At 46.4% G+C, this 13,541-nt stretch carries 7 protein-coding genes; all 7 read right to left on the bottom strand.

The window, feature by feature from the left end:
* Positions 1-102: 102 nt before the first annotated feature.
* Complete coding sequence (locus G9G53_RS23770; protein WP_165150671.1) at positions 103-1,170, bottom strand: tyrosine-type recombinase/integrase; 1,068 nt, start codon at positions 1,168-1,170, stop codon at positions 103-105.
* Positions 1,171-1,270: 100 nt separating this feature from the next.
* Complete coding sequence (locus G9G53_RS23765) at positions 1,271-1,489, bottom strand: hypothetical protein (protein WP_165150669.1); 219 nt, start codon at positions 1,487-1,489, stop codon at positions 1,271-1,273.
* Positions 1,490-1,936: 447 nt separating this feature from the next.
* Positions 1,937-5,938, bottom strand: coding sequence for a GH32 C-terminal domain-containing protein (locus G9G53_RS23760; protein ID WP_165150667.1), 4,002 nt, complete (start codon positions 5,936-5,938; stop codon positions 1,937-1,939).
* A 189-nt stretch (positions 5,939-6,127) separates the two neighbouring features.
* Positions 6,128-8,401 (bottom strand): GH32 C-terminal domain-containing protein, encoded by a 2,274-nt coding sequence (locus tag G9G53_RS23755; protein WP_165150665.1) that lies wholly within the window; start codon positions 8,399-8,401, stop codon positions 6,128-6,130.
* Positions 8,398-10,866, bottom strand: a complete 2,469-nt coding sequence (locus tag G9G53_RS23750; RefSeq protein WP_029515272.1) for a PfkB family carbohydrate kinase — start codon at positions 10,864-10,866, stop codon at positions 8,398-8,400. Before G9G53_RS23750 ends, G9G53_RS23755 begins: the two co-directional genes overlap by 4 nt.
* Positions 10,867-10,891: 25 nt before the next feature.
* On the bottom strand, positions 10,892-12,517 hold the full coding sequence (locus G9G53_RS23745; RefSeq protein WP_165150663.1) for an ABC transporter substrate-binding protein: 1,626 nt from the start codon (positions 12,515-12,517) through the stop codon (positions 10,892-10,894).
* A 124-nt stretch (positions 12,518-12,641) separates the two neighbouring features.
* Complete coding sequence (locus G9G53_RS23740) at positions 12,642-13,538, bottom strand: carbohydrate ABC transporter permease (protein WP_069012408.1); 897 nt, start codon at positions 13,536-13,538, stop codon at positions 12,642-12,644.
* Positions 13,539-13,541 lie beyond the last annotated feature (3 nt).

Below are 13,541 nucleotides of genomic sequence, written 5' to 3'. Positions count from 1 at the left end.
CTCATGCGCGTGGATTCCCTCTGAGATCTCCGCCTGTCGCATAAATACCCTCCCTAAATGATCTACTTTACCTTTTTCTGTGTCATTATTTGACTCAGGTATCTAATGAATATATGTATCGCGCGTAATCACGACAGAAGAATGCCCCAACCACTTGCTGATCTCTTCGAATGGTCTGCGATATCTTAGGAGAAGTGATGTCGCGAATAAGTGTCGGAAGGTGTGTGGATAGTAGGAACGTAGGTCTACGCTTCCCCCAGTTCGTTGAAATAAGTCATCAGCCAAATTATTATACTTACTGTAAACGCCTTTCTTACTTAATGGCTTCCCTTTTGAATTGTTTGACTCTGATACAAATAGATAGCCATGATCTTCACTTGTGTAATAAGACAAAAGTTCCCGCCGCTGAAGAAGTGCCCAATACAGAAGATCAGTGAACTCCTCTTGTGTTGGAAATCGGATATTTTTCCTGCTAAATGGATCAATTGTTTTGTGAGTTATCAACGCCACGTCCCTGCAGGAAGCCTTCGTTTTCCATCCCGTATCAATGACCCAATTCCCCCGCAACCCGCGTTCTTTTATAAACTGCAAGTTCCCGGAAAGAGACTCGGTTAATTCCTCTCTTGCTGTATGATACACGTTTAAGTTGGAAGGAATTGTTGACGGCTCAATTCGAATCTCAGCTGCTTCACCAGGGCGTAATCCAAAGTAACGCAATATCGCAAAGAGAAGAAGATCCAAAGCATTTTCATACGGATCGATCAATTCAAAGAACATGTCTGCTTCGGTCTCACTAAAGACCTTGTCGTGGTTAATGGGAGAGGCTTGCCTGCTCTTCCCTCCTCCAGGTCCTGCAGTACCGGAATCTCGAGCAATATTTTCCACATCAAACACTATCCGCACCCTACTACCCGCAGTACCCGCTATTAATGAATGATTATCTCTTATTTCTTTTCTCGGAACCTGCTCTAATGGCAGGTATTTAAATCTTGTTGTTCTATCACGCAAGAACTTCAGATATGCACATGCAGTATAGATGATCGGAGCAAGTGCACCAGACGGGTACTCACACCAGTTGGTTTTCTTTAAATCGTTATGACTGCTTCGAATTACGGTTGATAGCTTCCCTTCTGCCATTGCATGTTTGTTAAGGGGGATATTCTTTAACATAGACCAATGAATCCCGTGAGTCGCCACCTTTAAATCTTCAAATGGCTTGTAACCTTTTGGAATACATCGAAGGTAATCCGCAAATCCCAGTAATATTACTTCAATAGGATACGGTCTTACCTGCTTTTACTTCGATATTATGGATATGTTCAAAATCTTCCTCTAGCCTCCAGAACATCATGTAATCCAAGAACTTTTTCAGATTCTGGGCATGCCCTGTAACCGTATTCATTTTTAGCTTTTCCGTTAATAATAGATTCATTAAAAATGTTGTAGCTTCATGATGAGTACTATGATTTGGTTTAACAATAGCGATCACTTGGGTACCTTCTACTTGATGTATGTAATGTAAACCATCAATGTTAAGGGATTTGTAGTATCGGGCATACCCAACCAATCGCATTGTTTCCCCCATTAGCTGTGCTATGCTCAGAAGCTCTTTATATACACACTCCCCCCCTCTCCCAAGCATTTTTATTCATTCCTCTGTATAAGTTGAGTATAGAGGGACCACCCCCACCTCAATTATGTTTCCATAATTTTCTTTAATTCTACACAATACGTTGCATTCTGACAACAATAATTCACCCCCTATCCATAGATAAGATAAGGGGTTTCGAGATTTACATTATTTACTTCCCATTTATCAAAAGCTCAATTCCAGAATCAGATACAATACCGATGCCATTTCGAATGATAAGCTATTTGACTATTCGATTTGCTTGGAGTGACTACAGGACTCACGGGTATTCTGTATTAACAAGAGTCAGTTGTTAGTTTTCTTCTTTACCTGAACAGGTACATTAAAATCATCGACGTTAATATGTCCAAACCCGCCTTTGGAGTGGTCAACCACCTTTATATAAAGCTCCTCCCCGATATAATCCGTCGCATCCCAAATCTTACGTTGATATTCCTCATAATTGGTCGCTGTCTCTTTAAATAACTCTTTGTCGTCCGACGCCCGAACCAGCGCAACATACAGACGATCTATATCCCGGCCTCCGCTGATAAGGAAGTTGATCTTACCGTTCCCACCAAGGACGAAATTTTGAGATCTTAGCGCTCCGGTTAAGCTGTCGCCGCCGGCTTGCTCGTTGAAGCCCCACAAATGGTAGCTGCCCGGAATTTTATGCGACGGGTTGAAGAAAATGTTGTCCCAGAAGAACTGGGTATTGGTCACATGGACATTCTGGAAGGCGTCTCCTTCCGTCATCCATCCTGTTAAGTCGCCCGTAGCAAAATCATGGTTAGGCAGCTCTGTAATATCCTTATACACAGAATTATCCCACTTATCGGGTACATAGACCGGAGCAGCCGGTTTACCCGTTAAGGCATTCATATCCCATACTTGCATGGATTTGATATTGATATCGCCATCGGCCCAGATCTGTAAGCCTAAGGAGTCGTATCTGCCTACATAGACACGAGTTGTCAGCTTCTTCTTGTAATTTGCAAAGGCTTCAATGACCGAGCGATCAAGAAAGATATGGAGTTTCAAGTTCTCTCCTTCAAGATCTACATATCCTCCTTGAATGCCGTCTACACGCACATCCGGATCAATGCTGCTCTTGGTTCGATCCACATTAAACGTCCCGTTCTTCTTGTCGTAGTAAATGAGCGTCTCTTCTTGGCCTTTTTCCGAGCGTCGCACCTTGAGACCAAATTTCTGGGCTTCACGCGGATCAATCTCCATCACAATCTCTAGCATGTCGCCTTTGACATTCTTAATCAATTGATTGGCACTCTCCAAATTTTTGTCCGAAAAATCAACCCATTTTTCCCCTCGAAGGCTCTGCAGTTCTTTAATCGGTTCGATATGCAATTTATCATACTTATCGAGGCTTAGGGAAACCGGCAAAGATAAATTATGAGCCCATCCAGATTGATATTCGGCTTGCGGTGTTCTTACATTTTGCACCATAGAGAATACGACCGTTCTTCCGTCGGGTGTGACCAGACCGCTCTCTGCGGTTAAATAGCCGTCACCTACATCCATTTTGGAGGGTGCCTCCTGATCAGGAATAAATTTAAAGTTATCCCGGTCCCAGGTCCCGATCCAGTAAAAGACCTCAACATCTCTTTGCACATCGTTCGCTGGAGGAACATGCTCCGGCTTTTCATGGGGATTAATCATGAAAATATATTTTTGCTTGCCCGTACTATCCGTGCCTAACGGCAATAACACTGGTAGCTCCCATACCGTACCCAACTCCGGATAACGGCTTCTGTCACTAACGTATAACGGCCCCTTATATTTCCAATTGTACATATCATCGGATACATACACCAAAGCTGTGCCGCTGCTGAAGTCTGGAAGACCAGATGTCACTAACTGATACCACTTGTCCACCTCTTTGTCGTACCATACAAACGGATCGCGGAACTCGTTGTGGATGCCTTTTCCGTTCTGCTCCGTTACCGGTTTAAGATATTTCTCCCATTTTTCCAAATAGGGATCGGACAAATCCGCCGGAGTTGCCAACCCTGTTCTTTGGTTCGGCGACAAGGAGTCGTTGCCAGCGGTATAGAACAGAACAGGATTGCCGTTTCGATCATACGCTGCACTGCCTGACCACGTGCCGTCCGGATCTAGGGTGCCCGCTTCGGGCGCAAGAGCAGGTCTTACATTTTCCCAGTTCACCATATCGTCACTCACCCAATGCCCCCAGTGGATTTGATGCCAGAATGGACCTTGCGGGTTATGTTGATAAAATAAATGGTATTTGCCGTTATAGTAAATCGGTGCATGTGCTTCATTCATCCAGTTTTGCGGAGGCATCGCGTGGTACTGGGGTCGGTGCTGATCTCCGTCAAACACACTTGGATCCTCATCAATGTCCGCATTCGGAATTTTCGGAATTGAACCTCCATGAAGCGCCTTCACGCTCTCATATCCAGCAAGTATCTCCTGGTTCGTAAGGGCTTTATTATGCAGCTTCACTTCATCTAGGAGTCCGCTGAACATATTGAAGGAGAACACCCCTGCTAACTCTACAGGTTTATTATTTTTCCCGATGATCAGGCTTTCGGTAGATGGTGTGATCGGAACGTTGACGGGGGTTGCTTGGGAAGCCACTTCCTCACCGTTTAGATATAACTTAATTTTTCCATCTTCTTTACTGAAAGTAGCGGCCACATAATTCCACTTGTATTTTTCCAACGGGTGATCCTTTACCCATACCTGAATCCACTGACCGCCGATGCCTACTTGCATCGACCATGTACCGTGCCGATACATACCAAGAGAAAAGCCTTCCGCTTTATCCTGGTCGGATTGGTTTACGATCGCAGACAGCTTGTTTCCGTCTCCCCACTCATAGCTACGCGGTGCAACCCAAGCTTCGATGGTTAACGCGTCGCTTACAGGCACAGTAACGTTTGCATTGACCTCAATATAATTCGAGGATCCATCGAACAATAAGGCGCCGCCTTTTATTCCACGCGGAGTCCATCTCGGATCCTTCGATGCCATATACCTGGCGTTGTTAAATACATAGTTCACATCGTGCCTAAGATTGTGTACTTTCTCCAACGCTTTCTTTCCTGCGCCTTCATCAAGGTTTAAGTAGAAAATAGTCCCCCTACCACTTGCTTGGAAACTATCAACGGCAATGCTGGCTTCATTGGAATGATCGACAACCTTTACATAGAGCTTCTTGTTGTAGTGTTCTTGCACTTTCCATGAGATTTTCTCGTTCGCGCTGACATTCCCGGTTTTCATAAGCAATGTGTTGCTGTTCGCATCGAAAAGTGCAACATATGCATTTTCCGGTTTGAGGATATCCAAAACAGTAAAATTAATTGTTCCTGTTCCCTGAAGCGTGAAAGTATTAGAAGTGATGGAGCCCTTTCCTTGCAGGGAGGATTTGGCATAAAAGTTCCCTTCTTTGCTCGCATGAGCTTCATCAGTCACTTCAAAAGCATCTTCCTCAACCGTCCAGCCATCGAGATTTCCGGTTTCAAAGCTTGGATTATCGATTTCATAGCGCTTGAAATCCGGCTTGATATCCGTCGCAACAATTCCTTCAGCTGGCTCCGACTCATGGTACATGGAGAATGCGTCCGCAAAAATGACTCCCCAATCCGAGGTTGCATTATCGACGACCTCCACATACAGTTTCTTGCCCAATTGTGTGGAAAGATCCGCCTTGTATTGCACCATATTGGCAAGCCGCATGCCCTGCGCAGGATCCGGGAAGCCAACGTCGGCGAATGCGCTATTTCCGTATCGGGCAATAACTTGTCCCGTATCGACTTCCACAATATTTATAAATACCTTGTCTGGGTTCTTTGCACCGCCAAGCTTGAAGCTGATCCAGCCGCTTCCGCCCAGCTCGAAAGTGCTGGAACGAAGTACACCTGTCGCAGATTCGTCATACTTCCAGCCGTTTAAATGATAAGCTCCTTCCTGGTTATACGGTATTTTTTCTGCCCACCAAGTCGTTTCGTCGGTTACGCTATTCGGACCGAACGCATCGCCTTTGATAACGGTCCATCCCGTCAAATCTCCTGTTTCAAATCCAGGATTCCGGATTTGATAGACTGAATCTGTAACTGACAATCCCATGTCATTCTTAGGAATATTCTTGATTTGATAAATCGCATCCGTAACCGATGATTTCACATCATTCTTAGGAATGAGCGTTTCTCCAGCAACAGTTCTATTTTCGGACGCGACAGAGATTCCCGGAACAACAAGCTGGAGCACCATAGCCCATATAACCATTCCCGATATCCAACATTTTCCTCTTTTGACTTTCCTCATTCTCGAGCCTCCTTCGAAACTTGTTATACTTGCGAACATCGATACCTCATTTCGAAATGCTCTCCTTGTACAAAGATGAATAGTCATGAAGAAGGGAGAATATGAATGAAACGTTTCCAAACGGAGGAATGCAAAGTTTCTTGATCATTTGTGCATACCCCATTCGTAAGGAGCGCCTAAACAACCGTCTTACCAAACGGACTGCATATCCCATATATCCAAGGATTTAACAAACGGTTCTCCATCTCCCCAAATCTCGAGTCCCAAAGCATCCATACGGCTCGGATATACCCGGGTTGTCAGGCTTTTCAATCCGCTTGCATAAGCTTCGACCATGGAGCGGTCCAAATAAATGTGAAGCTTCAGATTCTCCCCAAGCAGCTCCAACTTACCGCCTTGAATCCCTCCGCACTTTTCTCCAGGATGCAGGGTCGTTTTCGAGCGGTCGACCATGAGCAACGCTTGATTCCAATCATAATACAGCAGAGTTTCTTCCTCTCCGTTCGGCGTACAACGGACCTTGATTCCGAATTTTTTGGCGCTGCCGGGCTCCAATTCCAATTGAATCTCAAGCATGTCACCATGAACATTCCTAAGCTGCACATTAGTTTCAGCCAATGACTGGTCCCGAAGCGATAGCCGCTTAGGGCCACGCAGCGATTGAAGCTCCTGAATCGGCTCTATTCCCAGACGTCCGTCATCCCTCAAATACACGCTTAACGGCAAGCCTCCGTTATGAGCCCAACCCGACTTATATTCCATCTCGGAGGTCCGGTCGCCTTGGGCTATCGTAAAGACGATATTTCTGCCGGTCTTCGGATCAACCATTCCGCTCGGTCCGGTAAAATGGAAATCCCCGACATCAATCAATTGAGGCTCTTCTTGATCGGGGATGAACGAAAGATTTTGCTTGTCAAGTTGTCCGATCCAATAGAACACCTCGACATCCGCTCCCTTCCCCACAGGGCTGACAAGCAGCAGATGTTTGTTCACTCCCTGCTTGTCACTGCCAAGGGGAAGAAGCACAGGGAGCTCCCAGATGGGTCCAAGGTAAGGAAACTTCTGAATATCCGCTTTAAAAAACGGCCCTTTATACGTCCAATTCAGCATATCCTGTGACGCAAATGCCAGTGCTGCTCCACCTTCAATTCCGGACCCGACCAGAGCATACCAGCCGTCATCGTCCTTCCATACGAATGGATCTCGGAAATCCCCAAATGCGCCCATTCCCTTCTTCTGCACGATCAACGGCTCTGGATGTTTGACCCACTGAACCAGATCCGGGTTTCCGTCAAGGGTATAAGTGCTTCGGGCAAGCGCTACGCTCTGATTCGGAGAAGCGCTGTCATTACCTGCCGTAAAGAACAAGACAGGAAGTCCGTCAGCATCATAGGTTGCGCTTCCCGACCAGATCCCGTCCGGTGCGAGCTGATCCTTTTCGGGCGCCAGGGCCACGGGTAGATCACGCCAATGCACCAAATCCTGACTTACCCAATGTCCCCAATGGATCTGATGAAAGAACGGCCCCTGCGGGTTATGCTGATAGAACAAATGATATTGCCCGTCAAAATAGATCGGTGCATGAGGTTCGTTCATCCAATGGGCCGGCGGGCTAACATGATATTGCGGTCTGTGCCGATCAAGTAGCAGTGGCGTTCGGTCCAGCTTGATCTCGTCATAGTTTAATTGTGGCCGGATACCTTCATGAAAGGTATCCAGCACATGCCGATAAGAAGCGGCCACTTCTTCCGCGCTCAGCGCCCGATTATAAATCTTGAGTTCATCAATGATACCGCTAAACATGTGCAGGCTGAACACTTCCGCCAGCAGGCTGCTATGGTTATTCTTGCCGATAAGAAGATCCGTGTCCGCCGCCTCAGCCAGGCGGGAACCACGAGGCACGGCAGCTGAAGCGATTTCACTGCCGTTTAAATACAGCTTGATTTCCCCTTGGTTCCCATCGAACACAGCATTCACGTATGACCATTCATTCTTGGGCAGTTCATGGCCGTCCGGCGACCAAAGTTCCTTCCAGTCTCCTCCTTCCAGCCCGACTTGGAAGGACCAGGAACCGTGACGGAACATGCCGAGCAGATAACCCTGCTTGCGATCCAGGTTGTAGCGGTTCACGATGGCGGACAATTTGCCATCATCCCCCCATTCATAGGAGCGTGGGGCTACCCATACTCCTATGCTTAACGCTGATCGATACTCTGGCTCGGTGTTCTGATTTCCCTCATCGAACGAATGCGCAATGTAAGTCGAATAACCATCGAACAGAAGCCCATTTCCAATTACCCCCTGTCTCCACCGTGGAGGGCAAGGTTGAGTAAACTCCGCTTGGTTAAACACGTACTGGATATTATCCTGGACTTGGGATACGCTCTCCAGAGCGCTTGTACCGGTTCCTTCATTGAAGGCCCAATACATAATCAATCCCCGATTATCGGTTGCATGGCTCATACTTCAACCCTCCTGGATGTCTGCTCCGTTGGACCATTAGGAATATGAATGGAGTTAAGAGCATGCATATAAAACGAGTTCACTACAACTTCCCCTGATTTCGCACTTATCTCAATACGATCCATCGGAGCATCAGGGAATATTTGATCCGTCAGTGCAACCAAGCCCTCATTCGCGTACACTTCAACCGCGTTGCGATCCAGCCAGATATGCAGCTTGATCTTCCCATTCTCCGAAACCATTCTAGCACCGTGCTTGCACGCAAACGACGGGTGGAAATCACTCAGGCCCGATTTCGAGCGGTCGATGAATAGCCATTGGCGCACAGGGTCATAACCGATAATAGTCTCACTTTGCCCAGAGGACTTCATTTTAATATGAACCTCGTCTTCGGAACGAATGTCGATATCCGCTTCAATTTCAAGCAGAACATCATTCGTTTTTTGCGTAAACGGCACCTCTGGCGTAACCTTAACCTCATTCCAGCAGAGCGTTCCTTTCCGCAGCTGCTCTATTTCCCGAACAGGCATTTGGGTCAGAACTACGCCCTCGTCTCGACTGGTCAATGACAAGACGCGAGGCAGAGTCATTGTGCCTCTCCAGGCCCCGGTAGGCGTTTGGTTAGCATATTTCCAGTTGCTCATCCATCCGATGATCACACGCCGTCCGTCCTGCTCAGCTATATCCGACCAGGTGACCCCCGCATAATTGTCCCGGCCATAATCCAGCCACAGGATATGATCGGCCGGATGGTCATTAATGAACGTATTTCCGTCGAACTCTCCGATAAAGTATTGCGTGCGTGAGCCTTCTGGACAGTTGGGATTATCTCCGATGCTTATGATAAGTACCCATTTGGAATGTCCGCTGTCATCAACCGGCAATTCAAAGAGATCAGGGCATTCCCAAACTCCGTCATGCGAGCCTTCACTCTTTCCGAATTCGCCTGACAACGACCATTCACGCAAATTGTCGGAACGATAAAACCGAACGTGGTCTCCCGCGACAAGAGCCATAATCCAGGATGCACTTGGCGAATGCCAGAACACCTTGGGGTCCCGGAAGTCGACCAGATCATGCTCGTCGAGTATTGGGTTCTCCTCATATTTGTGCCAAGTTCGGCCTTTATCGCTGCTGTAAGCCAGGCTTTGCCGCTGGCGAGGTTGTTCGGTCTCCGGACAGCTGTCTGCATGAGTGAAGAGTGCGATCAATCCATGGGAACCATCGAACAGTCCGCTGCTATTATTCCAGTCAACCACACAGCAACCGGAGAAAATAGCGCCATGCTCATCCGGGAACAGAGCGATAGGCATATGCTCCCAATGAACCAGGTCTTGGCTTACAGCATGACCCCAGTGCATTGGTCCCCATTGGTTACTATAAGGATGGTGCTGATAAAACAGATGATAGACTCCCTCGTAATAGACTAATCCGTTGGGATCATTCAACCAATGGGAGTGAGGTGAAAAATGAAAACCCGGCCTAAATCTATCATCATCGTGCTGTTTATTTGTCTCGATTATCTGGGTAATTTCATCTGTCGTCGGCATAGATTGAAGAGCCCCTTTCCGTGTGGTTACTAATGCACCGCCGGCATTAGCAAAAGTTAGCATACCGATGATTTGCTGTTTGGTCAGCTGATTCAAATAAACACCGGCTTTCAGTATCTTATATAACAAGCAGCCCAGAAAAGCGTCGCCGGCTCCTGTCGTATCAGTGGCCTCTACTTGAAAACCCGGCACATATCCGTCATGATCAGCTAATCGGTAATAGCAGCCTTTTTCCGCTAAAGTTACGAAGATCCCGGCGATGCCGAATTGCTGTTGCAGCTCTAGCGAGCCTTTTTCCACATCAGTTGTACCCATTATAAAGTGGAGCTCATCTTCCGATATTTTCAGGATATCTGCATACTTCATGCCCCAAAGGATATTCTGTTTCGCTTCCTCTTTACTCTCCCATAAAGCAAACCGGATATTCGGATCGAATGAAAGCAGGACTCCTGCCTCTTTAGCCTTCACAACTGCCGCTCTTGTTGCCGTACGGGCCGGCTCATGGGTCATCGACAAAGAACCAAAGTGCAGTGCATGGCAGTTTTCAATCCTATCGAATGGGACATCCTGCGTGCGCAAGTATGTATCCGCTCCTGGTTTCCGGTAGAAGCTGAACGATCGGTCTCCGTTGTCATCCAGATGAACAAATGCCAGCGTTGTATTGGCTTCATCTGTAAACGTAAGCGCAGACACGTCGATGCCGCCGTTCATCAAGGTATCGTGCAGCAAGGAACCGAATTGATCATCCCCAACTTTGCTAATCAATGTCGCTCTAGCTCCTAAACGGGATAGAGCAGCTGCTACGTTAGCCGGAGCCCCTCCAGGATTGCATTCAAACTGCTCGTTGCCTCCCGTGGTACGACCTGATGGCGTAAAATCTATCAATACTTCCCCAATGGTTATTACATCAAGCACAGTTTTCTCCCCACCTATCGTTTGATTATTTATTTTTTAAATTTGCATTATATCGATCCAACCCTTTTTGATAGATCTCCATTAATTCGTTCAGCCCCATCTTCTCGAGTGTCTTCACATAGCTGTCCCACTTTTCATCTACCTCGCCATCGACGATGAACTTGCCTCTTTGGGTATTTACATATTTAATAAGTTCTGGCTCAATCCGATTGATTTTATCTAGTTCATCCGGTTCAAAGAAGATGCTCGCATAGTTTTCCTTTTTCATATATGGAGTGTAATATTTCTCCAAATACTCAGCACGCTTCTGAGCTCGGGGTTCCATATCAACAACTTTTCCGAAGTCATCGAAAGTAATGACGCCCGGATTTCCTGTGCCTGGAGCCACTTTTTGACGGAATTCACCTGCGGAGACTCCCTTGGGAAGCGGCAGGTTCACCAATTTTCCTTTTTCGTCCTTCTTGAATACGACATCCAACGGACCCCAGTGAATTTGAGCCGCCATGTAAGGGTCATACTGTTGATCGATCCAACGCATCGTCATTGCCGGATAACGGTTCTCCTTTGTAATCACGAAGCTACCTCGTCCCGGACCGCCGCCGTTGTTGCGACCAATCATTTGATCTCCATTTGGGCCTTTAAGCGGGGGCAGCAGAGCATAATCCTTACTACGCTCCGGTCCGACAACTTCTTCGACTTCCCACCAAACGTAGGAGCCGAGCGTTTCATCTGGTGTTTTGCCTTTTGCTAAATACTGAGCGGCATCCTGGGTGAACGATTCAGGGTCAATCAGCCCCTGCTTATACCAGTTATCATGAATATATTTTAATGCTTCCTTATATTGAGGTTGCGTAGCGGTAAAGATCACTTTACCTTCGCGGACGATCCGATGTTCCAAATTATCCGGAAGACCGAAAGCTCCGAATATGCCAGCAATGTCACTACACCACTGCATGTGCATAAAGCTTAATGGGATTTCATCAGCCTTGCCATTGCCGTTCGGATCCTTCGTTTTAAAGGCAATCAAAGCCTGCGTGTATTCGTCCAGCGTTTGAGGTAATTTTAAGCCCAGTTTATCGAGCCAATTTTTATTGATGACGTGAAAGAAGGGGTTGGTATCGAGCTTATTCTCTTCCCACGACGGCAGCCCATAGATGTGACCGTCTGGCGCTGTGATGGCTAGTTTAATATCAGGCCGTCGATCGAGAAGCGTCTTCAAATTAGGCGCATATTTATCAATTAAATTCTCCAGCGGAATAATGGTTCCGTCTTTACCGTAATTGATTAGATCGTAATCTGTGAATCCAGCTCCGTAAAAGGCATCTGGCAAATCTCCGCTGGCCAACAACAAATTTTTCTTCTCTGCAAAGTCAGTGTCTGGAATGTTTTCCCAATCAATTTTTACGTTTGTTTGTTTTTCCAGCCGCTTAAATATTTCCATTTTCGAGTAATCTGGCGCTAAAGCAGCTTTTGGGGATACCATCTTTAATGTCACCGCTTCTTTAACAATCGGAAGACCGGTTTTATTAAAATTTGCATCCTGATCTGGATTCACCGTCTGATTTTTTGACTCGCCTCCGCCTCCCGAACATCCGCTAAGAGCAAACACTCCAGCCAGCATTAGAATTCCAGCCCTTTTGAATAATTTCATCGTACATAACCTCCTTATGTCAGTCCACAAGCTGAGAACTTCCCTTGTCCTAGTTATTTACTTGTCTGAATGCTGAATTTAGGTATTCTGTTGCACATTCCCCCTTTCAGGCACCATGACAATGTTAGCCTTTGATCGAGCCGATCATCACGCCTTTAACAAAGTATTTTTGCAGGAAAGGATACAAAATCAGCAACGGTAGGCTGGATACCATGATGACACCATATTTGATAAGCTCTGTAACGCGCATCTTCGCTGCATAGGATTCCACGTCTATCATCATGCTCGAGTTGGCCTGATTCTGGACAAGAATGTTGCGAAGGACCAGTTGTAATGGATACTTGCTTTCATCGTTCAAGTAAATCAAAGCGTCAAAGAAACCATTCCAGAACCCGACAACATGATACAGTACCATTACGGCTATAACGGACTTAGACAAAGGTAATACGATGCTCCAAAAAAATCTGGTATTGGAACAACCATCAATGGAAGCGGCCTCCCACATTTCATCCGGGATGGTCGACTGAAAAAAAGTCCTTACGATAATGACATTGAACACACCTCCCGCTCCAGGAATAACAAGTGCCCAGATCGTATTCAGCATGTGAAGATCTTTAATCAGCAAATAGGTCGGGATCAACCCCCCACTAAAAAACATGGAGATCAGTAAAAACCACATTATCACCGACTTTCCTGCCAGTCCTTTACGAGCTAACGGGTAAGCTGCACATATGGTCACGGCAACTCCGATTAATGTTCCTAGACTCGCATATAAGATCGAATTGGCATATCCAATCCATATAGATGAATCGCTGAATATTCGCCCGTATCCATCCAGCGTAAAACCCTTTGGAAAGAACCATACTTCACCTGAGTAGATGAGATTGGGGTCACTGAGTGAAGCAATCAATACAAAATACAGCGGGAATAATACAAGCAACATAACTATGGTCAGCATGACGTAGTTGACGATGTCAAACCACATGTCTCCCTTGCTTTTTCTCTTTAATAATTGATTCAAAAT

Origin of the sequence: Paenibacillus sp. EKM206P (assembly GCF_011066155.1) — a bacterium.
Taxonomy (GTDB): Bacteria; Bacillota; Bacilli; order Paenibacillales; family Paenibacillaceae; genus Paenibacillus; species Paenibacillus polymyxa_D.
The sequence above is the reverse complement of the archived record's forward strand: the minus strand, read 5'-3'. Positions and strand labels throughout refer to the sequence as shown.

Coding starts and splice junctions, on each gene's coding strand:
- G9G53_RS23755 (WP_165150665.1), bottom strand. CDS start 8,401: ATGAGCCATGCAACCGATAATCGGGGATTGATTATGTATTGGGCCTTC.
- G9G53_RS23745 (WP_165150663.1), bottom strand. CDS start 12,517: ATGAAATTATTCAAAAGGGCTGGAATTCTAATGCTGGCTGGAGTGTTT.
- G9G53_RS23770 (WP_165150671.1), bottom strand. CDS start 1,170: ATGTTAAAGAATATCCCCCTTAACAAACATGCAATGGCAGAAGGGAAG.
- G9G53_RS23760 (WP_165150667.1), bottom strand. CDS start 5,938: ATGAGGAAAGTCAAAAGAGGAAAATGTTGGATATCGGGAATGGTTATA.